At 61.0% G+C, this 20739-nt stretch carries 19 protein-coding genes; 13 read left to right on the forward strand and 6 right to left on the reverse strand.

What is annotated here, in order from left to right; translation table 11 throughout:
- Nucleotides 1-82: 82 nt before the first annotated feature.
- A complete protein-coding gene (locus tag ABJ363_09760) occupies nucleotides 83-1168 on the forward strand; it encodes a malate/lactate/ureidoglycolate dehydrogenase (protein MEP4379273.1) in 1086 nt (361 codons plus the stop codon).
- On the opposite strand, the gene ABJ363_09765 is transcribed toward ABJ363_09760, so the two are convergent.
- Both ABJ363_09765 and ABJ363_09770 read right to left on the reverse strand, forming a co-directional pair.
- Nucleotides 1165-2157, reverse strand: a complete 993-nt coding sequence (locus ABJ363_09765) for a Gfo/Idh/MocA family oxidoreductase (protein MEP4379274.1) — start codon at nucleotides 2155-2157, stop codon at nucleotides 1165-1167. The genes ABJ363_09760 and ABJ363_09765 overlap by 4 nt on opposite strands.
- Entirely contained in the window at nucleotides 2157-2966 is an 810-nt protein-coding gene (locus ABJ363_09770) for an alpha/beta hydrolase (protein MEP4379275.1), read from the reverse strand. Before ABJ363_09770 ends, ABJ363_09765 begins: the two co-directional genes overlap by 1 nt.
- 256 nt (nucleotides 2967-3222) lie before the next feature.
- On the opposite strand from ABJ363_09770, the gene ABJ363_09775 reads away from it, so the two are divergent.
- On the forward strand, nucleotides 3223-4050 hold the full coding sequence (locus tag ABJ363_09775; GenBank protein ID MEP4379276.1) for a hypothetical protein: 828 nt from the start codon (nucleotides 3223-3225) through the stop codon (nucleotides 4048-4050).
- Here the strand turns inward: ABJ363_09775 and ABJ363_09780 are convergent.
- Entirely contained in the window at nucleotides 4047-5249 is a 1203-nt protein-coding gene (locus ABJ363_09780; GenBank protein ID MEP4379277.1) for a CoA transferase, read from the reverse strand. The two genes, ABJ363_09775 and ABJ363_09780, sit on opposite strands and share 4 nt — an antisense overlap.
- An 8-nt stretch (nucleotides 5250-5257) precedes the next feature.
- Complete coding sequence (locus ABJ363_09785; protein MEP4379278.1) at nucleotides 5258-6133, reverse strand: enoyl-CoA hydratase-related protein; 876 nt, start codon at nucleotides 6131-6133, stop codon at nucleotides 5258-5260.
- Between the two features lie 200 nt (nucleotides 6134-6333).
- Here ABJ363_09785 and ABJ363_09790 point away from each other — a divergent pair, with 200 nt between their 5' ends.
- The 11 genes from ABJ363_09790 to ABJ363_09840 all read left to right on the forward strand — a co-directional run bounded on the left by ABJ363_09790 (nucleotide 6334) and on the right by ABJ363_09840 (nucleotide 18873).
- Complete coding sequence (locus tag ABJ363_09790) at nucleotides 6334-7263, forward strand: 3-hydroxyacyl-CoA dehydrogenase NAD-binding domain-containing protein (GenBank protein ID MEP4379279.1); 930 nt, start codon at nucleotides 6334-6336, stop codon at nucleotides 7261-7263.
- A gap of 52 nt (nucleotides 7264-7315) precedes the next feature.
- The gene (locus ABJ363_09795; protein MEP4379280.1) at nucleotides 7316-8410 is read left to right on the forward strand and encodes an enolase C-terminal domain-like protein; all 1095 of its coding nucleotides are present in this window, start codon (nucleotides 7316-7318) and stop codon (nucleotides 8408-8410) included.
- Nucleotides 8411-8737: 327 nt separating this feature from the next.
- Nucleotides 8738-9091, forward strand: a complete 354-nt coding sequence (locus ABJ363_09800) for a hypothetical protein (protein MEP4379281.1) — start codon at nucleotides 8738-8740, stop codon at nucleotides 9089-9091.
- A gap of 98 nt (nucleotides 9092-9189) precedes the next feature.
- Nucleotides 9190-10419: a hypothetical protein gene (locus tag ABJ363_09805; protein ID MEP4379282.1), complete on the forward strand. Its 1230-nt coding sequence runs from the start codon at nucleotides 9190-9192 to the stop codon at nucleotides 10417-10419.
- A gap of 105 nt (nucleotides 10420-10524) precedes the next feature.
- On the forward strand, nucleotides 10525-11580 hold the full coding sequence (locus tag ABJ363_09810; protein ID MEP4379283.1) for an LLM class flavin-dependent oxidoreductase: 1056 nt from the start codon (nucleotides 10525-10527) through the stop codon (nucleotides 11578-11580).
- Nucleotides 11581-11644: 64 nt separating this feature from the next.
- On the forward strand, nucleotides 11645-12694 hold the full coding sequence (locus tag ABJ363_09815) for an LLM class flavin-dependent oxidoreductase (protein ID MEP4379284.1): 1050 nt from the start codon (nucleotides 11645-11647) through the stop codon (nucleotides 12692-12694).
- A 100-nt stretch (nucleotides 12695-12794) separates the two neighbouring features.
- On the forward strand, nucleotides 12795-15128 hold the full coding sequence (locus tag ABJ363_09820; protein MEP4379285.1) for a xanthine dehydrogenase family protein molybdopterin-binding subunit: 2334 nt from the start codon (nucleotides 12795-12797) through the stop codon (nucleotides 15126-15128).
- A gap of 15 nt (nucleotides 15129-15143) precedes the next feature.
- A complete protein-coding gene (locus tag ABJ363_09825) occupies nucleotides 15144-16088 on the forward strand; it encodes a DMT family transporter (protein MEP4379286.1) in 945 nt (314 codons plus the stop codon).
- 86 nt (nucleotides 16089-16174) lie between these two features.
- The gene (locus tag ABJ363_09830; protein ID MEP4379287.1) at nucleotides 16175-16807 is read left to right on the forward strand and encodes a hypothetical protein; all 633 of its coding nucleotides are present in this window, start codon (nucleotides 16175-16177) and stop codon (nucleotides 16805-16807) included.
- A 43-nt stretch (nucleotides 16808-16850) separates the two neighbouring features.
- Nucleotides 16851-17990 (forward strand): Gfo/Idh/MocA family oxidoreductase, encoded by a 1140-nt coding sequence (locus ABJ363_09835; GenBank protein MEP4379288.1) that lies wholly within the window; start codon nucleotides 16851-16853, stop codon nucleotides 17988-17990.
- Nucleotides 17991-18018: 28 nt separating this feature from the next.
- A complete protein-coding gene (locus ABJ363_09840; GenBank protein ID MEP4379289.1) occupies nucleotides 18019-18873 on the forward strand; it encodes a MaoC family dehydratase N-terminal domain-containing protein in 855 nt (284 codons plus the stop codon).
- A gap of 135 nt (nucleotides 18874-19008) precedes the next feature.
- On the opposite strand, the gene ABJ363_09845 is transcribed toward ABJ363_09840, so the two are convergent.
- On the reverse strand, nucleotides 19009-20037 hold the full coding sequence (locus ABJ363_09845; GenBank protein ID MEP4379290.1) for a 2-dehydropantoate 2-reductase: 1029 nt from the start codon (nucleotides 20035-20037) through the stop codon (nucleotides 19009-19011).
- A gap of 4 nt (nucleotides 20038-20041) precedes the next feature.
- Nucleotides 20042-20737, reverse strand: a complete 696-nt coding sequence (locus tag ABJ363_09850; GenBank protein MEP4379291.1) for a YciI family protein — start codon at nucleotides 20735-20737, stop codon at nucleotides 20042-20044.
- Between the last annotated feature and the right edge of the window lie 2 nt (nucleotides 20738-20739).

The raw sequence follows: 20739 nt of genomic DNA on the forward strand, positions 1-20739 counted from the left end.
CATCCAACATTTCAGCATGGGTGATGACCGACGACGCCTGATCGGTTAGCTTCCGCGCGAATTTCTTATCGAGGGGGCATCTGTGTCCGGTGATGTAACTGTGCGCGCTGCGGAATTAACGGCGCTGATTTCCGAAATGGTCCGCCTTGGCGGAAGTCACGAAGACGAGTGCCGGATCGTGTCCGAGCATCTCGTCGGCGCGAACCTGTCGGGCCATGACAGCCATGGTGTGGGCATATTTCAGGCCTATGTGAACAATCTGCAACGCGGGCTCCTGGTGCCAAATATTTCGGCGCGCCGTTATCTCGATGAGGGCGTGTTCCTCCAGTATGACGGGCAGAAGGGATACGGCCAGAGTGTTGCGGCTGAGGTCACGGAACACGCGATCACGCGTGCGCGGGCCATCGGCATCTGCGTCGCGACGCTCAAGAACTCCCATCATATCGGGCGTGTGGGCACTTACGCGGAGATGATAGCCGCAGCGGGATTCATCTCGATCCACTTCACAAATGTCACCGATCATCACACGATGGTGGCGCCGTTTCGTGGTGCCGAATCCCGGTTCGGAACCAACCCGATCACGATGGCGATGCCGACGACGAACCCGGAGGAGCCCATTATCCTCGATATGGCGACCAGCGTTGTCGCCATGGGCAAGATCCGGGTCGCGAATGATTCCGGCAAAACTGTGCCCGAGGAATGGCTCATCGACAGCGATGGCCAACCGACCAGCGATCCGGCGGTTATGTTCAATGATCCGCTTGGGGCGCTACAGCCGTTTGCGGAACATAAGGGCTACGCGCTTTGCCTCATGGCCGAGTTGATGTCCGGGGCGCTCTCGGGCGGCGGCACTATTCAGCCCGGCAACGAGCGCCTCGACGGGATCATCAACACGATGACCATGATTGTCATGGACCCGCACCGTCTCGGGGATGCGAATCTGATCGCCCGGGAAGTCGATGCGATGGTCGACTACACCAAGAGCGCCCGTCCGGCCGATCCGGAGAAACCTGTGCTGGTCCCCGGGGACCCGGAGCGTGCGGCCCGCAAGGAACGCGGTGCGAATGGCATCTTCATTCCCGAGGGGACATGGGTGTTGCTGCTGGAGGCAGGAGAGAAGCTCGGCCTCGACCGTTCGAAGGCGCTGGAGATCGCCGGCCTCGCCTAGCCGTCACCCAGAATTTCCGCCAGGGGTATCGAACGGCGTTCGTTCGATGATTTTGCGGCGGCTAAAACCACGGCGAGTGGCAGCAGGCCGTCACGGCCATCAATCTCGGGCTTGCGACCTTCGCTGACGGCGTCGGCGAAATCCTCCAGCTCGACGAGGAGATGATCGGCGGGCGTGTACGCGACGGGTGACGGCGCCGTTTCGCCGGTGCGCTGGATACGCAGACCGTCATTGTCGATATCGAAGAAGGCATTGGCCTTGGTGCCGTGGATCGTGAGCGTGAACCGGCGCGGCGAGATGTAATCCGCCGCGACATAGCCCACGGCACCCGATTTGAACTGCATGAGAAGCGCTGTGACATCCTCAATCTCGGGCTCGGTTTCGAGCCGGTTGAAATATGCCGTGACCTCTCCTGCGTCGCCCAGAAGATAGAGCAGGTTGTCGATCTGATGGATGCCGATCTGCATCAGGCAGCCGCCGGGAATCTCGGCGGGGTCCGTTCGCCAGACGCCGGGCTTGAGCTTCAGACCGTTGTCGTTCGAGAATACGCCCTCCGCTAGGCTGACGCGTCCGAGTTCGCCGCTGTCGATGAGGTGCTTGAGGTGCCGCAACGCCCCGTTGCGCCGGTAGGAATGCCCGACAGCGAGAACGACGCCGGCCGCTTCGCAGGCTTCGATCATGGCGCGGCCGTCGGCGATCGAGTTAGAGACCGGTTTCTCGACGAAGACATGCTTGCCGGCCGCCGCTGCCGCCTCGGTCCCAGGGAGATGCGCCGAATTTGGCGTGGTCAGGATGACCCCGTCAAGATCGTCGAGCGCGAGCATCGCTTCATAAGAGGGCATGGCCTCGCAGTCGAATTCGTCGGCGAACCTGGCCGCCTTGTCCTCGCTTCGTGTGTAGCAGGCGCGGAGTTCGAGCTTGTCCGTCTTCGCGATGATCCCGGCCAGTACATCCGACCACCAGCCGATGCCGACGATGCCGACCCGCATCAGATCTTGTCCTCCCACTTCGCGAGGAACGGACCGACGATCCCGGCCCATTGCTCGGGATGGCGGCGGTATGAATAGTGGCCACCTTCCTCTACGAGGACGAGCTCCGACCCTTCGATCGCTTCGTGAAGATCTTCGGAGAAGTAGAACGGCACGGTTGCGTCGTCGCGGGTACCGACGACAAGTGACGGGTTCTTGATCTGGGTGATCTCGCTGAGCCGGTCATGGTTCAGGGTCATATCGATGCGTGCGGCCAGGATCTCCGGCTCCGCGATGGTCTCGAGCGAGCGCTTCTCCAGCTCCATGACCTTGTCGAGGTTGTGACGGAACTGCATGCAGCCGTTGGTGAACAGGGAGCTGACCCGCACATAGGCTTCCTTGCCCTCGGCCAGGGCGATCTCCCGGCGTGCCGTCTGCACCCGCCGGATATATTCGTCGGCCTTGGTCCAGGTGTTCGAGAAGATGCAGCAGCGGAACCGTTCGGGATGGTCGATTGCGAGATTCTGCAGGATGGCGCCGCCGGTCGAGGTGCCCAGCACATGTGCTTTCTCAATTTCCAGCGTGTCCATCAGCGCGATGACGTCATCGGCGATGTGCTGGGTCGAATAGCCGTCGGGTCCGGGAAAATCGCTGTCGCCCGAGCCGCGGTGATCGAAGGAGATGCAGCGATAGCGATCCGAGAAAATCTTTCGCTGATAGTCCCAGGAATTCATCACACCCACGAGGCCGGGGATGAAAATGAATGGCGGGCCGTCACCCATCTGGTCCACGTTGAGTGTGATCCGTCCGACATCAATTCTTTCGGCCATTTTTTGAAATCCCTTCGTCTTTCCGCATGTCGCGGTTGATCCAAATTCGCGCGGAGTTTCCCACATCCGCCCATGGGGTACACCTGTTCAGGGTGAATGGCTCTTGCGACATAAGTTCACGGATCAATCGACGCTGCACGGGGTTGAGAAAAGCCGGTTTAACCGTTGCCTTCGATAATTTGACGGGTGGCCGCCGGGCCTGAAATACTCTCAAAGATTGAAGTGATCCTCGGTATCGACGGCGGATTGTAGAAACATGGAATTCACTGCGGTGCAGTTTGTCGAATTGGGAATTGCGATCGTTTTCCTTGCCTTGGGCTTTCTGCTGGCCGTGGTTGCGGTCAGAGCGCTCAAATTCGACAACAACACGGTGTTGGCGGCGCTCATCGTCGTGCCGGTAATCATTTATCTGCTGATCTCGGGCAGGTTGACCGATTTCAGCGCCTTCGGAATCGAAGCAAAGTTCAAATCCGAGGCGGGACGCGCCATCGGCAAGATTGCGATCGCGAGCGATTTGGCGGTCTCGAATGAAGAAGCGAATGAGGGCAATTTCAGCCGAGATGCATTGTGGCAGGAATGTCGTCCCTACATTCTGGTGACACCGGAGAATGTGCCGGACTCAAACTCACCAGCATTCGCGTCGCGCATGGAGGCTGTGGCGAATGTGTTGCGGAGTTCGATCCTCTGCAACCGTTTGCTTGCTGTCGTTGTTCTGGACGAACGTGACAAGGTGATCGGTTTTTTCGAGCCCGCATTGTTTCTGGAGACCCTTCGAATTCCGCTTGTTCGCTATGGCGCGACTTCTCTTCCCGATGTCGAGACCGAATTGCGCATGTCAGAACTTGGCGTGGTGCTGAGCAACCCGATAAGGCGCGCGGAAAGCCCGGATGCATTGCACCTTTTTCTTTCCGAGAATATGGATGCCGTCTCCGCGTTGAAACGCATGCAGGACGCAAGTCTGAACGTGGCCGTCGTTACGAACTCCGCAGGCGAGTTTCGCGGCGTTATGTCCCGTCAGGTGGCGGCGGAATCAATTCTTGGTGCCGTGACAAAGGCACTCTCGTCGTCGGGCACTTCGCACTAGATCGCTCCGGCGTCCCGCAGGGCGGCGATCTCGTCCTCGGATTTGCCCAGCGCGATCAACACTTCATGTGTATGTTCACCGAGGGTCGGAGGCGCGCGCCGAACAGCGGCCGCTGTGTCGGAAAAGCGGAACGGAATGCCGGGGAGCGTGATTTTACCCTCGGTCGAATGCTCGGCCTCGGTCACGAGTTCACGCGCGATCGTATGATCCGCCGTCAATGCCTGTTCGACCGTATTGATCGGCGCGCAGGAGACCTTGGCGGCCAGCAGTTTCTCGATCCACTTGTCTGTATCGTCCGTTCGGAACAGGTCCGAGATCATGCCGTCGCACGCGCCGCGATTTTCCACCCGGTCCCGGTTGCGGGCGAATTTTTCATCGTCCGCCCATTCGGCCTTGCCGACCGTCTCGCAGAAGGTCCTGAACTGGCCGTCATTGCCGATCGACAGCGCAATCATGCCGTCGCGGGTGGGGTAGGCGTTGTAGGGCACGATGTTGGGATGCCCGTTGCCGTACCGCCCGGCCGGATTTCCCGAGGCCAGGAAGTTCGCCGCCACATTGGCCAGCAGTGAAACACCGGTGTCATACAGCGAGACCTCGACATACTGGCCCTTGCCGGTCCGGTGGCGCGCCTGCAAAGCTGCCAGGATAGACGACAGGGCATACATGCCCGTGCCGATATCGACGATGGCCACGCCGAGTTTCATCGGGTCGCCGTCGGCCTCGCCGGTGATGCTCATGAGGCCGCTTTCGGCCTGAAGCAGGAAGTCATAGCCGGGCAGGCCCGCGCGTGGGCCCGTCGAGCCATAGCCGAGGATCGAGGCGCGCACGATCTGTGGCGCATTCTCCTCGAACCAGGCGTCGTCGAAGCCGAAACGAGCCAGGGTGCCAAGTTTGAAATTGTCGATGACGACATCGGCGTCCGACAGCAGTTCCGCCAGGACCGCGCGCGCGGCGGGTTCCTTCAGGTTGAGCGTGATGCCGCGCTTGTTGCGGTTCACACCCAGATAGTAGGCGGATTCCTCACCCACGAACGGCGGTCCCCAGGCGCGCGTATCGTCGCCGCGCCCGGGCTGTTCCACCTTGATCACATCGGCGCCCATATCGCCCAGCGACATGGCACAGAAGGGCCCCGCAAGAACCCGGGTCAGGTCGATGACCCGGATTCCCTCGAGCGCACCGGGAGCGGTCGGTTCGATCATGGTCTGCCTCAGCCGGACTTGAGCTGGTTGCGGTTGTTGTTCAGATCATCGAGATACTGATCGACGATCTCCTTGTTCTTCATGCGGAACTTCATGAAGTCCGGCTTGCGCTTGTCGAGGAAGGCCTGCATGCCCTCGATCGATTCCTCGCTGCCCCAGACATGGGCCAGCAATTCCATGCCGTGCTGCCACGAGGCGTAGAGCTCGTCGGACTCATGGTTGAGAGACTTCTTCGTCATGCGGATGGTTTGTCCGCTGTGACCCTTGATGGTCTCGCACCATTTTTCGGTCTCGGCGCGCAGATCGTCGTGCGGCACGACCTTGTTGATCAGACCGATGTCGACGGCTTCGGCGGCCGTGAACGTACGTGCCAGGAAGATCATCTCACGGGCCAGACGCTCGCCGATAATGCGCGGGATGTACTGGGTCGCACCGACGGTCGGACAGGCGCCGACTTTTGCGCCGGATTGTCCGAAATGGGCGCGGTCGGATGCGATGACCATGTCGCACCACAACGCGAGTTCATGGCCGCCCCCCATGCACCAGCCATTGACCATCGCGATAACCGGGATCGGCAGGCCGCGGATCGTCATCGCGGTGGCGAGCATGCGGTCGTTCCAGTGATAGGCATTGGTCCAGTTCAGCTTCATCATGGCGCCGAAATCACCGCCGGCCGAGAAGGATTGATCACCGGCGCCGGTGACGACAGCGCAGGCAATCGAGGCGTCGTTGCGGGTCGATTTCAGCGCGTGGACCAGCTCGTCCAGCGTGTGTTCACGAAAGGCATTGCGTGACTTGGGTCGGTTGATGGTGACCCAGGCGACATTGTCTTTGACCTCGAAGAGGATGTCTTCGAAGTCATCCGAAGTGGGCATATTGGACATGGTTGGCTCCCCTAAATATCCGTTCCTGGTTTGCGTAATCGGTATGGGCGTCACGTGCAATGCATGAAGCGCCCACATTCGCGATGCTGGCCGGTTTGTCCGGACATATATACAGTCGCGCAAGTATCGACAATCGCGTCGGGCGCGATGCGCCCCGGCCGGAAATGTCGGTTAGGGACTCTACTGCGAAACGGGAAATGATGAACGACAAGGCACCAATTCAATCGGTATTGATCGTCGGCTACGGCGTGATGGGAAAAGGGGTTTCGGCGACCTTCGCGGCCGCTGGTTTCGACACCATGATCAAGAGCAGCCGCGCCGCGGCGCTTGACGATCTGCCCCCCGGCGTGAACGCGACCGCTGATTTTCCCGCGGCGGCGCCGGATCTGGTGATCGAATTCGTGCCCGAGGATGTGGGTATCAAGCGGCAGGTTTTCGCCGGTATCGAGGCCGCGTGGCCCAACGATGATGTGATCATCGCCACCGGCACGTCCGGCATGTCGCTGGATGTGCTGGCCGAGACGCTCAACAAACCCGAACTGTTCACCGGTATTCACTATTTCATGCCCGCTGATACCACGGCCGTCGCCGAAGTGATGGCCGGGCCGGGCGCCCCCGCGGAGGTCGTGGACGCCGTCGCGGATGCCGTGCGCCGCACGGGTAAAGAGATCGTGACCCTGTACAAGCCGATTGTCGGATTTCTGATCAACCGCCTGCAGCACATCATTCTCCACGAGGCCTATTACCTGGTGGAGGAAGGGGTCGCGACACCTGCGGATATCGATATGGCGGCCCGCAAGATGCTGGCGCCGCGCATGTGCCTGAATGGCCTGATCGAACAGAAAGATACGTCGGGCCTTGAAATTCATGCGCTGGCACAAAGCTCCATCGTGCCGGAACTGCATCCGGTAGACACACCCAACCCGCTGATCCAGGACATGGTCGCGCGCGGCGAAGTCGGACTCTCTGCGGGCAAGGGTTTTTATGATTGGGAAGGCTGCGACGTGGATCTCGTTCGCCGGCAATCGTCAGAACGCTTGCGCAAACTCTCGAAATTCCTTGATGATGAGGTTTCGGAATATGCGCCGGGCACGAAGCCGAAGGCACGCGAGTTGAAACGCGGCCGCTGAACATGCCGACCCTGACCACGAAGCCCGACTGAAAACCGAACGGAGACAGTCAATGAAGATCACAAAAATCGAGCCGATGACCGCCTACCTGCCGTTGTTTCGGCCCTTCAAGATGTCCGGCGTTGAAATCGCGACCTCCGAGAATGTGTTTGCGCGGGTGGAAACCGACGATGGGCTGGTCGGCTGGGGAGAAGCTTCTTCGTCCCCTTCCATGACGGGCGAAACTGTCCAGAGCATGACGGCGGCGATCGAGTTTCTTGCGCCTTTCATGATCGGTCGCGACCCGGCAGCATTTGAGGAAAATCTCGCCGAGATGAACTGGCGCATGTACGGCAATGCGAGCGCCAAGACCGTGCTGGAGATGGCGTTTTACGATGCGGCCGGCAAGGCGCAGCAAAAATCCATGGCCGAACTCCTTGGCGGTGTCCGCCGTACCCAGGTTCCGGTGCTCTATATGCTCGCGACCGGTGATATCGATGTGGATGTCGCCGAGGCAAGTGAACGCGCCGCGGCCGGGGTCTCCCATATGAAAATCAAGGTCGGGGGCAAACCGGTCGAGAAGGATATCGAGCGGACCAACGCCATTCGCAAGGCCGTCAATGGAGGCGTGCAGCTCTCGGCCGACTGCAACCAGGGATGGACCCGCGAAGAGGCCTTGAAATTCGCGGCGGAGGCCAGTGAGTCTCTTGATTTCCTCGAACAGCCGGTCATGGGTCATGATGTCGAATGCATGGCGGAAATATCGGCGGCGGCGGCCTGTCCGGTCGGTGCGGACGAAGGTCTGCACAGTTTCGACGATGTGCGGAAGCACCATGCGCTGGGTGCGGCCCAGGGCGGCAGCGTCAAGATGATCAAGCTCGGCGGCGTGACTCGCGCATTCCAGGCGACCGAGTTGTTCGATGAACTCGGGATGCATGTGAATCTGGCCGGCAAGATTGCGGAAACCAGCGTGTCGAGCGCTGCCGTACTGCAGATTGCGGCAGCCGCACCGTCGATCGAGTGGGGGGTCAGCACCACGGCCCAGTATTTGAAAAAGGATATTGCGAAGAACCCGGTCGAAGTGATCAACGGGCGCGCCGATGTGCCGTCCGGGGCCGGTCTCGGAATCGAGGTTGACGAAGACGCGCTGGCCGAGTTCGTCCGCTAGACGACGGCCTGGCGGGTATTTCACGCCCGTGAAAATTCGAGCGCGCGGACGAACCTGACTTCCGGGTCAACGCTGTCTTCCATTGCATGGATGTTTGAGGTGAAGCGTCGTGTTTTGATGGCGGTTCCCACGCGAACCGGCGCAGACAGATCGCTGCCCGAGAGAAGCGTTCCGGTAAATTAAAATACACGTAAAAATAGAATCAGGAATATAATGTCACTCTAATAGATAGTTACTTGGGGTGCGTTGATGTCGCGAATGTCAAATCCTGAAACTGCGCAATCTGCAACGCGGTTGCTCTATTTCGATGAGCAACCGGCCTCATGCATGCGTGCGATCGAAGCCGCCGATGACATCGATCTTTCCATCCAGACCGCTTCCCATCCCGAAGCCCTGTATGAGGCATGCCGGACGTTCGGCCCCTCGGCGGTGCTGGCGGTGTTGCGCCCGGGAGACATGCAGGCACTGCGGGTCGTCGCCGTGATCTCCACAGCCAGACCGCAGATACCCGTCCTCATTGCGGGTGACAGGGATATCAGCCTCGACGGAACAATGGGCACGAAAGTGAAGTCGCTGGGCCTGGATGTGCGCGGCAGTGTGCGGTTGGGCGCGAGCTTGCGCGACCTGCAACTCGCCCTGCTTTGTGCAATCGCCGGTCTGGGCGGGGATCATATCGCCTAGGACATCCGGCCCGTTCGCTTTACAGCCAAATGCGAATGTCCCTAAGCTTCGCGATCAAACAAGGACAACGCCGAAACAGGCGTGGTGAAGGGGGCGAGATGAGTTTTCCACCAGGTGATAGCTACACTTCAAATATCGACGTCATCGGATATGACGACGTCGATGGCCGCCCGGCGTTCAAGCTGGCGTTGCATAAATCCGGTGATCGCTGGTTCCTGTATGCCGGCCAGTTCTGGTGCTCGGGCTTTTCGATCATCGAGGTCACGGACCCCGCCAACCCGCGCTTCGTTCGTTATATCGAGGGCCCCCCCAACACATGGACTCTGCAGGTCCAGGTTGCCGACAACATGCTCGTCACGTCCCAGGAAAAGATCATGCCTGGCTGGGGCCATGTCGAAGGCCAGCCCTGGGGCGAAGGCTTCCTGCTCTGGGACCTGACCGATCCCGAGAATCCGGAATTATTGAGCCATTGGAAGACCGGCGGCTATGGCACCCATCGCAACTATTACGACGGCGGGCGATACGTGTACGCAACCGGCCTGCCCGAAGGCTACGAAGGCAATATTCTCCAGATCGTCGATATTGACGATCCGCGCAACCCGGTCGAGGTCGGGCGCTGGTGGATGGAAGGCCAGCATGTCGGCGGCGGCGAGGGTGGCGCCAAGCCGGGAACGATGCTGCATGGCGGCGCCTATGTGAAAGGCGATCTGGCCTATCTGCCTTACAGCGCCGGTGGGTTTGTCGTGCTCGATATTTCCGACAAGACAAATCCAACACTGGTTGGCGATTTGCCCTTCTCACCGCCGTTCCAGACCTTTATCGCCGTTCACACGGCTGTTCCGCTGCAGGAGCGCGATCTCGTGATCGTAAATTCCGAGGCGATTGCGGAAAACTGTGAGGAACCGTTGGGATACGCGGGCATCGTCGATGTCAGCGACAACGCGAAGCCGCGCCTGATGTCTCTGTTCCCGTTGCCGGTTCCGCCACCCGAGGCACCCTATGCGACCTTCTGCGCGCGCGGCGGCCGGTTTGGCCCGCACAACCAGCATCAACCGCAATATCAGGACATCCTCTATCAGGGCGAGGATCTGTGCTTCCTGACCTATTTCAATGCCGGTTTGCGCGTGTATGACATCTCGCAAGCCGAACAGCCCCGCGAGGTGGGTTATTTCCTGCCGCCCGATCCGCTGGAGCGGCGCGGGTTGCTGCCGGCATCCAAACTCGTCGCCCAGAGCGAGGACGTGATCGTCGATGCGCGCGGCAACATCTTCGTGTCGGACAAAAACCACGGAATTTATGTGTTGCGTTATGACGGGCTGAACCCGTGATAACCGCGTGGTCTCAGAAAGTGATCGATTAAGCGATCATATGCCCCGCTGGCACCAAAAAGGGGCTCTAATACATCAGGATTCCGTCATTCGAGGTTCCGAAGGATGAGTATGAAATTTGGATTGTTCGGCGGCGCACAAGCCGTACCCGGTGACGTCGTTACCGAAGCCGCGCTCGGTTATCACGAGTATGGCGATTATATCAAAACGGCCGAGAACCTGGGCTATTCGAGCGCCTGGCTCGTGGAGCATCATTTCACTGGCTTCTCGCAGCTTTCCGCGACGCTCAACTATATCTCCTACCTGGCCGGGATCACCTCGAAAATCCGGCTGGGAAACGCGGTCGTGGTGGTGCCGTGGCACAACCCGATTCTGCTTGCGGAGCAGGTGGCGACGATCGATCAGCTGTCGAACGGTCGATATGATTTCGGCGTCGGTCGCGGGTACCGGGCGAACGAGTTCTTCGGCTTCGGGATCGATATGGAACAGGCGGGAGACATCTTTCAGGAATCTATGGAGATCATCAAACGCGCATACACGGAGACCGGGCGATGGGACTACAAGTCGGATCGCTGGACCTTCAACCAGATCATCGTCGAGCCACCGACTGTGCAGAAACCGCATCCTCCCATATGGGTGGGGGCCGGGAGCGAGAATTCGATCCGGGCTGCGGCGCGTGACGGGAACAATCTCCTGCTCGACCAGATGTCGCCATTCGACAGGATCGGTGAACGCATCGAGTTCTACCGGGACGAGCTGGAAAAGGTCGGCAAGCCCTACGACCCATACTCGATCGGTGTGACGCGCGGCCTGATGGTGGCGAACAACGACAACGAGCGAAACGACGCACATGTCTTGCGTGGCAAGTTTATCTCTGAAACCCAGGTGCTCGCGACCGACGAGAGATTTCAGGCGAAGGCCTATAATCCGATCAACGACTACCGCGGTGACCGCAGCGATACAGTTGCCGTGTCGGAAAACGGTGCCATCATCGGGAATACCGATGAGATGGGTGAGCGTGTGCAAAGACTCTACGATATGGGAGTGCGGAATATTCTTGTGCACGATCTCAGTGGCAATCTGGAGGCGCTTCACCAGTTTGCCGAGGAAGTCATGCCGGCGTTCCTGAGCAAGAAAGACACTGTCGCCGCCGCAGAATAGGCGCGCTGGCTTTGATTAGACGATTATACGAGCGCGATCGCGGCCGATACGAAGTGAGGAAGCAATGAAATTCGGTTTGTTTGGCGGCGCCCAGGCGGTGCCCGGGGAAGTCATTACCGAGGCGGCCCTCGGTTATCACGAGTATGGCGAATACATTCAGGCGGCTGAGCGGCTCGGATACAGCAGCGCGTGGCTGGTGGAGCATCATTTCACGGGCTTTTCGCAACTCTCCGCTACACTCAACTACATTTCCTATCTCGCGGGCATCACCTCGAAGATCCGCCTCGGCAGCGCGGTCGTGGTGGTGCCCTGGCACAATCCGGTTCTGCTCGCCGAGCAGGTGGCGACCATCGACCAACTGTCCAAGGGCCGCTACGACTTCGGCGTCGGCCGCGGATACCGGGCGAACGAATATCACGGGTTCGGCCTGGAGATGGCCGATGGTCAGGACATCTTCGAGGAATCGATCAACTTCATGCGCCGCGCGTTCACCGAAACCGAGCGCTGGAGCTACAAGTCGGACCGCTACTCGTTTAACGACATCATCGTCGAGCCGCCGGTTGTCCAGAAGCCTCATCCGCCGATGTGGGTCGGGGCGGCGAGCGAGGGTTCGATCCGGGGCGCGGCGCGAAACGGCTACAATCTGCTGCTCGCGCAGGTGCCGTCCTTCGAGACCATCGCGGAGAGCGTGAATTTTTACCGCGACGAGCTCGACAAGATGGGCGAGCCGTTCGACCCTTACCGGATCGCCGTTACGCGCGGGCTCATGGTTGCCAACAATGACGCCGAACGTGCGGAGGCACATGTCCTACGCGGCAAGTTCCTGACAGAGGTGCAGGTGCTGGCCACCGATCCGCGGTTCCAGTCGAAATCCTTCATTCCCGCGGCGCGCCACAAGAACAGGGGAGACCCGGCCGAGACGTCCGAGGCCGGCGCGATCATCGGGAATTCCGAGGAAATGATCGAGCGGATCGAGCGGCTCTATGAAGCCGGGGTGCGCGACGTGGCGCTGCACGATCTGAGCGGCAATTTTGAAGCCCTCGCACAGTTTGCGGAAGAGGTAATGCCGCACTTCGCGGGTCGCGACGATGACGTGGTGAAGGCCGCGCAGTAAGAACAATCCGCCGTCGGATGCGAATATTTCTGTTACGTGCCCGGTGTGTGCGTGCCTGCTAGGCTGGCGTGCGAGACATTTGTTTAAGGGGAAAACTCCCGTGGAAGATACGATTTTCGGCACCGGCCCGTACGCCGTCAGCCAACCCGTCGCCCGCACCGAGGATCCGCGTCTGCTGCGTGGGGACGGCGTCTATACCGACGACCGCAACCTGGATGGACAGGCCTATGCGGTGTTCCTTCGCGCGCCGGTGGCCCATGGCGAGATCACCGCGCTGGATGTCACTGCGGCGAAGTCCGCACCGGGGGTGCTGGCCGTTTTCACCCACGCGGATATCGAGGCGGCGGGGCTCGGCAGCTTGCCGAACAATCTTCCGGTCAAAAGCCGCAATGGCTCTCCGCTGATCAAGCCCACACGGCCGATCCTGGCGACCGGCCGCGTCCGGCATATCGGTGAGCCCATCGTCGCCGTGATCGCCGAAACCGTGGCGCAGGCGCGCGACGCTGCGGAATTGGTTGAACTCGAGATCAAGGCGCTGCCGGTCGTGACCGGGCTGGACGCGGCCGTGACCGACGGCGCGCCGCTCCTGCATGACGAAGCAGCCGGGAATGTCTGTCTCGATTTCCAGATGGGCGATGCCGAGGCGACGGCGGCGGCGTTTGAAAAGGCGGCGCATGTCACACGTTTGCATCTGGTCAACAATCGCTGTTTCGTCTCGGCGATGGAGCCCCGCGCAGCCGTGGGTGACTATGACGGTGATGCGGATCGTTATCTGCTCTACGTCTGTTCCCAGGGTGTCATGGGCATGCGGAATATCCTCGCGAATGCCATCTTCAACTGCGCACCCGAAAAAATCCGCGTGATCACGGGCGAGGTGGGTGGCTCCTTCGGCATGAAGGCGATGCCCTATCACGAATATCCGGTGATCATGCTGGCCGCGCAGCAGCTCGGTCGCCCGGTCAAATGGACGGCGGATCGCAGCGAGAGTTGCGTGTCAGACCATCAGGGCCGCGCCAGCCAGTTCGATGCCGAACTCGCACTCGATGCCGATGGCAAGTTCCTCGCCGCCCGCGTCACCGGGCTCGCCAATATGGGCGGCTATCTGACGGGCACGGGCCCGCTCGCCCAGTCCGTCAACGTCGGCAAGAACCTGCCTTGCATGTACGCCACGGCGGCAATCGACGTGAACATGAAATGCGTGTTCACGAACACGGTCTATGTGGGTGCATATCGCGGCGCGGGGCGCCCCGAGGGCAATTTCATCATGGAACGCCTTGTGGATACGGCCGCCCGGGAGATGGGCATCGACCGGATTAAATTGCGCCGGCGCAATCTCGTGCCGCCTTCGGCCATGCCTTTCACGGCGGCGAGCGGCCAGGTTTATGACAGCGGTGACTTCGAACCGATGCTCGACAAGGCGTTGGCCGCGTCCGATTGGGCCGGGTTCGCCGCCCGGAAGGCGGAGTCCGAATCGCGTGGTTTGAAACGTGGTCTCGGCGTCTGCTCCTATCTGGAAGTCACGGCACCGCCCGGCAAGGAGAATGGCGGTATTCGGTTTGGCGACGATCGCCGGGTCACGATGGTGTCGGGCACACTGGATTATGGCCAGGGGCATCGCGCCACCTTTGGTCAGATCGTCAGCGCACGGCTGGGCATTCCATTCGAGGCGTTCGACCTGCTACAGGGCGATTCTGACGAATTGCTGGTCGGCGGCGGCACCGGCGGATCACGGTCTGTCATCGCGGCGGGTGGCGCCTTCTATGAAGCCGCTGCGGCGGTCATCGAAAAGGGCAAGACGGTCGCCGGCCATGTGCTCGAAGCGGCGATCGAGGATATTGAGTTTGTGGACGGCGCGTTTCGCATTTCGGGCACGGACCGCACGATCGGTCTTCTGGATCTCGCGGCCCGGACCCGTGAACTGGGGGGCGTGGACGGGCTGCCGGAAAGTCTCGACGTCGATCTGATCCATGACACCGCGCCGTCCTCGTTCCCGAACGGCGTGCATGTTGCGGAGATCGAGGTCGATCCCCAGACCGGCGAAACCGAAGTTGTGAAGTACACGGTCGTCGATGACTTCGGCAACGTCATCAACCCTTTGCTGGCGGCCGGGCAGGTGCATGGCGGCGTGGTGCAGGGGATTGGACAGGCGTTGATGGAAGATGTCGTCTACGACGGCGACGGTCAGCTCATCACTGGCTCGTATATGGACTACGCGTTGCCGCGCGCCGACCAGGTGCCGGACATCGTCTTCGATGAGCACCCGGTCCCGGCGAAAACCAACGTGCTGGGCGCCAAGGGTGCGGGTGAGGCTGGCGTCAGCGGCGCGCTACCGGCGGTGATGAACGCTTTGGCAGATGCCCTGGCCGAGTATGGAGTCGACAATATCGACATGCCGGCAACCCCTGAGAAGGTCTGGCGCGCCATTCATGGATAGATGCGGTCCGGCGGCATGACGCTGGCATCCCTCAACGAACGGATCGTGGCCATACCCGCCACAGTCCGCGGTCTCCTGTTGGTTGTGCTGGCGAGCGCGTTCTTCGCCAGCATGCACAACACGATCCGGTTCATGACCCAGACATCGGATATTCACCCCTTCGAGATGGCCTTCTTTCGGGTCGCCTTCGGGTTGATCGTGTTCATCCCGTTCTTTGTCAGGTCCGGGGTCGGCATTCTGCGGACCGAGAAACTGAGCTGGCATGTCGGGCGCGCGTTCATCAACGCGACCTCGATGCTGTCCTGGTTCATGGCGCTGAAGTTGATGCCGGTTGCCGACGCGACCGCCGTCAGCCTGATCGGCCCTGTTTTCGTGGCTATTCTGGCGATGATTTTCCTGGGTGAGCATGTCGGCCGCATGCGCTGGTTGGGTATTTCCCTGGCGATCATCGGCGGGTTGATCGTCGTTCGGCCCGGTTTCACCGAAATCAGTTCCGGGGTCTGGCTGGTCCTATTCTCCGCCGTCGCGGTTTCCAACTCCAAGCTGATTGCCAAGATCCTGACCCGCCATGATGGCCCGACCACGATCGTCGCCTATATGACGATCCTGATGATCCCGATCACCTTCGTGCCGGCTTTTTTCGTCTGGGAGACGCCAACCGTGGATCAACTCGGTTTCATGGCGCTGATCGGGGTCTTCGGGACCCTCGGGCATCTCTTGTTTGTCCAGGCCTATAAGCTGGCGGATATGAGCCTGGTCGAGCCCGCCATGTTCACCCGCATGATCTGGGCGGCGTTGATCAGCCTAGTCCTGTTTTCTGAGTTTCCCACACCGTGGACCTGGGCCGGTGCGGGGGTGATTGTCGTCGGCACGACATTGCTGGCGCGCAGGGAGGCGCGGCGCGAACCTCGCCGGGCTGATCCGAATGCGTCTACGGTCGATCCCAGTCCCGGCGACTGATGGCTGGATTGACGGTGATTGATTGGGCGTGTGGAAAAATCCCTGTAAGGTGCGCCGGTTCGCGGACGGTTTGAGAAGGTCACGCAATGCGTAAGTTGAACAAAGGCTTGTTGGGTGCAACGCTGTTACTGGGCGCGTGTGTCGCCATGCCCGGCCCACATCAGGCATTGGCCCAGCGCCAATCCCAACCGGGATTCGACGTTCCGATATGTGAGGGCGAAATTTCGACATTCGTGCTCGGCGATGTGCCGACCGGTCCGCAATACTGGGTCGATATCTTCGACAAGACGGACGAAGCCTTGAAGTTCCGCGAAATTTTCCTGGCAACGGTTCGGAGTTCGGGCCGCGGCACCGGCAAGGACGGCCAACTGGTCTTCACGTTTGAATCCCAGTCGAATTTTCTGGGGTTGGTGCCACGATCGAGCGCCAGCCGGTTCACCAGCGACAGCAGAGGGACCAAGGATTCCGGGTCGGAAGTCGGTGTCTCCGATCTCCGCGACACGATACGCAGGGACGAGACGGGCCGCGGGGCCCGCGCCGCTGCCGGACAGGTCATCGACGCCAAGGTGGAACTACGTGACCGGGCGACGGGACGGGTGGCCTGGCTTGCGACGGTCAGTTGCCGGCCACTCACCAGTGATCGGACACTCCTGATGGAGTTTGTGTCGAGGGTGATCGTGGATAATTTGGCGCGCGAGGGTGGCAAAACATCCTTCTGAGCGACCGATAATCAATAATTCAAGAAATTCGGAGAGAAGAAAAATGGCAGATAAAAAGCAACTCGGTCTGGCGATCGTGGGCTGTGGCGTCGTCGGACGCATGCGTGCGGAACTGGCAAGGGATTTTCCGGGCATTGGCTGGATCGGTCTGAGCGACGTCAACGAGAAGGTTATGGACCAGTTGGGGAAGGATATCGACGCGGATTTCACCACCAATGATTTCCGTGAGCTGATCAAGCGTCCCGAGGTCGATGCGGTGATTGTCGCGACCTCGACCTGGGCCCATGTGGAGCCTACCCTCGCGGCGGTTGAGCAGGGCCATATGCTGTTCATCGAGAAGCCGCTGGCGACCGACGCGCGTGAATCCGCGCAGATTCTCGCCGCGATCGAGGCGGCGGGTGTGGATGCGGTCGTCGGCTACACCCAGCGTTTCCGTCGCCGCTTTCTTGCGGTCAAAGAACGGATCGAAAGCGGTCAAATCGGCGAATTCACGGCCGCCGTTGTGCGCGCCTTCATGAACCGGATGGCGCCGACCGGCGAGACTCGCCTGACCCAGGACCGGCGCTTTCTGTCGCCGATGGTCGTGTCGGGCACCCATAGCCTCGATATGGCGTTCTGGCTGATGGGCGATGCCGGCAATCCGGTCTCGGTCTATGCGAAATCGACCGACAAGATATTGCACGACGAACTCGGCATCAAGGATGCGACATTCGGAGTGTTCCAGATGGCGGACGGGTCGATGTTCTCCATGAACATCTGCTGGGCGCTGCCGAAGGTCTGGCCTGGCGCCGTGTACGGCCTCGAGATCGGCATCGTCGGCACCGAGGGCATCCTCGATATTGAGGATACCCATCGCGATGTCGTCTTCGCCTCCGATCATCATGCACAGGGTCCGGCCTATCAACCCGACGGCCTGACCATCGAGGCGCAACGCAGCGTGGAATTCATGACCAGTTTCCCGCCTGGTGATACCCATGGCGGCGAGTTGTGGGGACCCATGCGCGAGGAAACAAACACCTGGTTCCAGCGCATCTACAACAAGAAGAACACGCCCCATGCCACGGCGGCCGAGGGTCATCGCAATCTGATGCTGACCATGGCGATGGATCTGTCAGCCAAGACCGGCAAGGAAATCAAGCTCCCGATTTCGCCGGAAGATTTGATGGAAGGCCTTGAGGCATAGGCCGGCCCTGCGTGGCGGGAGCTTGTAGATGAGTGAAGACCTGCAAGATTGGGTCGGTCGCACTGAGACGCGACAGGACATGATCGGTGTCGAACGCTGCGTGGCGATGCAGGCCATGCTCGACGATGGCGATACAGCGCTCGCGGGTGGCGATGCGCTACCACCACTCTGGCACTGGCTCTACTTCTGGGACATCGCACCGCGTTCGGGGCTGGGCCGTGACGGTCACCCGGCGCTCTCGGGCGATTTCCTGCCGCCGGTCGGCCCCGCCCGGCGCATGTGGGCCGGCAGCCGGGTCTCGTTTCCGGGAGACTTGCGGCTGGGTGAGCCGGCGACCCGGGTCTCGACTATCGACAGCATCACCGAGAAAACCGGGCGCTCGGGCCGACTGGTCTTCGTGACGGTTTGCCACGAGATTTCGGGCGGCGAGGGCCTCGCCATCGTCGATGAACACGACATCGTCTACCGCGAGGACACCGGCGAGCCTGGCGCGACTGCCCGGCCCGGCGAGCCCGCGCCGGACGACGCGGAATGGACCGAACGGGTCGATCCGAATCCGACGTTGCTGTTTCGCTATTCGGGGCTGACCTTCAACGGCCACCGCATTCACTACGACCGGGACTATGCCCGCGACGTCGAGGGTTATGACGGCCTGGTGGTCCACGGCCCGCTGCTGGCGACACTCATGGTCGGCCTGGCGGATCGTTCATGGCCCGAACGGCGGATCACCGGCTTCGAGTTTCGCGGGCACCGACCGGTGTTCGACATCGAGACCTTCACCGTGTGCGGCCGGTCCGCCGAAGGTGTCGAGGACACGATGGATGTCTGGGTCGCCAACGGCGACGGGCATCTGGCGATGAAGGGTCGAACCACGTTCGGTTAGATTCTCAGGCATTTCAAAGCCTTCTTTCGTCATGCCCGCGCAGGCGGGCATCCATAGACACCTGTGTAAGCCGGGATGGTTTCATGGTTATGGGTTCCCGCCTTCGCGGGAACGACGAGTGAGGGTGTTCGGTGACTAAATCGCGACCAACTCGCGGATCAGATCCATGTTCGACGGGTCGGGTGCGATCTCACCGGCGTGAATCCGCCGCGTCACCTCGACAATCGCATGACTGGCGGGTGCGGCTTGTCCCGCTGCTGCAAGCGTCTCCGCGACCAGGCCATTGATGGCGTCCGTCTCGCTCATCCGGCCTTTCGCATGGTCCTGCAACACGGTCGTCGGGGTATCCGGCAGGGTGAAGGTCTCGAGCTTTTCAATCAGCAGTTCGAGAACGTGGTTCGAGTTCTCGATCTCGGACTGATCGAGACCCACAATGGGCACCGGCTTGTGGCCGCGCACGGCACCGGCGGCGAGCGCCTCGGCACCGGCCTTGAGCATTAGGCCGCGCATACCCGGAATCTCGTAGGATTCGTTCAATCCCATGCCCAGCAACCCGGCGGTGGCGAGCGTCATCGCGTTCATCACCAGCTTCATCCATTTTGCCGACTGGATGTCAGGCACGACCTCGACCACACCCACGTGGCGGAGCAATTCCGCGACCTCTTCCTCGCGGCGGTCCGTCGACGGATCGATGCTGCCGAGCGCGAACCATGATCCCGCATCCGGCGGCGAGCGCCGGATCACGACACCCGGGCCTTCGAGTTCGCCCGCCAACTCGATGACGCAGGGCAGGGTGCGTTCAGCGCCGACCACGTCGGCAATGGTCTCGGCGGTCATCCCGTTCTGGACGCCGATCAGCAGGCCGTCGTCGGCCATATGGGGTTTGATTAGTTCGGCCGCCCAGCGGGTGTCGTAGGCCTTGAACAGCATCAGCACCACGTCGAACGGTTCAGTGAAGGTTGCGATGTCGCACAGATGATAGGCGTCGACGTCGGCATGAACGGTCTCGTCGGGCATTTTGACAGTCACGCCGCCCGCGCGCATGGCCTCCACATGGGCCGGCCATTGGTCGATCAGCTTCACGTCGAGCCCGGCGCGGGTCAGGTCCGCGCCGATGGCGCTGCCGTTGGCGCCCGAACCCAGAATGGCGATGCGTTGGGTCATCTGCTTATGCAAGCGACTTCCCGAACCGCCAGCGGTGGATGTTGATTTCACGGAATACGCCGCCCTGGGTCATCGGTTCGTTGGCGACAAGGAGTTCCGCTGTGTTCCGGTCGGCGACCTCGATGAGGAACAGGCTCCCGAGCAGACCCTTGCCGTCATCGTTGCGTAGCGGGCCGTGGGCCATGTAGCGCTCGATGAGCGAACCCTGATAGTCGTGATGGTCGGCCGCGGTCTTGGGACGCAGGGTCGCGGCGTCGGGCCCGTCGAGGCATTCGCACACGAACAGTTGCAAATCTGGGTCGGGCGCGCGGTCGAAATACTTCAGGCGCTTGGAGCTGACGAAACGCGTGATCGTCGGCGGTTCGAGCATCCCAGCTTTCGCGAAGCCGTCGCCGAAAACATACGCCTCGGCCGTGGCTCGGTCGGGAAGCTCGATGATGCACATGGTGCCGAGCGGTGACGATCCGTCGTCGGTCAGGATCGGCCCGGCGAAATGCATGAACTCCCGATATTTGGCCTGATGGGCGAGATGCGGTTCCATCGCCGCCTCGCGTTTTTCGGCCGCGCCGGGGGCATACATGGACCGGATGAACCACTGGGGCGGCTGGGCCAGGTAATAATCCTGCAGCGCCTGACCCGACAGCCCGTAGCGCGGGTCGTCGGGCCGGTAGCCGCCTGGATTGTTGGGGTCGCCTGACATTC

The organism is Alphaproteobacteria bacterium (assembly GCA_039980135.1).
Classification (GTDB): domain Bacteria; phylum Pseudomonadota; class Alphaproteobacteria; order UBA6615; family UBA6615; genus UBA8079.

What these genes read in the sequence shown, in the direction of transcription:
- ABJ363_09785 (MEP4379278.1), bottom strand. Translation starts at nt 6,133, where the DNA reads ATGTCCAATATGCCCACTTCGGATGACTTCGAAGACATCCTCTTCGAG.
- ABJ363_09835 (MEP4379288.1), top strand. Translation starts at nt 16,851, where the DNA reads ATGGCAGATAAAAAGCAACTCGGTCTGGCGATCGTGGGCTGTGGCGTC.
- ABJ363_09775 (MEP4379276.1), top strand. Translation starts at nt 3,223, where the DNA reads ATGGAATTCACTGCGGTGCAGTTTGTCGAATTGGGAATTGCGATCGTT.
- ABJ363_09770 (MEP4379275.1), bottom strand. Translation starts at nt 2,966, where the DNA reads ATGGCCGAAAGAATTGATGTCGGACGGATCACACTCAACGTGGACCAG.
- ABJ363_09800 (MEP4379281.1), top strand. Translation starts at nt 8,738, where the DNA reads ATGCGTGCGATCGAAGCCGCCGATGACATCGATCTTTCCATCCAGACC.
- ABJ363_09815 (MEP4379284.1), top strand. Translation starts at nt 11,645, where the DNA reads ATGAAATTCGGTTTGTTTGGCGGCGCCCAGGCGGTGCCCGGGGAAGTC.
- ABJ363_09795 (MEP4379280.1), top strand. Translation starts at nt 7,316, where the DNA reads ATGAAGATCACAAAAATCGAGCCGATGACCGCCTACCTGCCGTTGTTT.
- ABJ363_09840 (MEP4379289.1), top strand. Translation starts at nt 18,019, where the DNA reads ATGAGTGAAGACCTGCAAGATTGGGTCGGTCGCACTGAGACGCGACAG.
- ABJ363_09805 (MEP4379282.1), top strand. Translation starts at nt 9,190, where the DNA reads ATGAGTTTTCCACCAGGTGATAGCTACACTTCAAATATCGACGTCATC.
- ABJ363_09830 (MEP4379287.1), top strand. Translation starts at nt 16,175, where the DNA reads ATGCGTAAGTTGAACAAAGGCTTGTTGGGTGCAACGCTGTTACTGGGC.
- ABJ363_09825 (MEP4379286.1), top strand. Translation starts at nt 15,144, where the DNA reads ATGACGCTGGCATCCCTCAACGAACGGATCGTGGCCATACCCGCCACA.
- ABJ363_09850 (MEP4379291.1), bottom strand. Translation starts at nt 20,737, where the DNA reads ATGTCAGGCGACCCCAACAATCCAGGCGGCTACCGGCCCGACGACCCG.
- ABJ363_09790 (MEP4379279.1), top strand. Translation starts at nt 6,334, where the DNA reads ATGAACGACAAGGCACCAATTCAATCGGTATTGATCGTCGGCTACGGC.
- ABJ363_09780 (MEP4379277.1), bottom strand. Translation starts at nt 5,249, where the DNA reads ATGATCGAACCGACCGCTCCCGGTGCGCTCGAGGGAATCCGGGTCATC.
- ABJ363_09845 (MEP4379290.1), bottom strand. Translation starts at nt 20,037, where the DNA reads ATGACCCAACGCATCGCCATTCTGGGTTCGGGCGCCAACGGCAGCGCC.
- ABJ363_09810 (MEP4379283.1), top strand. Translation starts at nt 10,525, where the DNA reads ATGAGTATGAAATTTGGATTGTTCGGCGGCGCACAAGCCGTACCCGGT.
- ABJ363_09765 (MEP4379274.1), bottom strand. Translation starts at nt 2,157, where the DNA reads ATGCGGGTCGGCATCGTCGGCATCGGCTGGTGGTCGGATGTACTGGCC.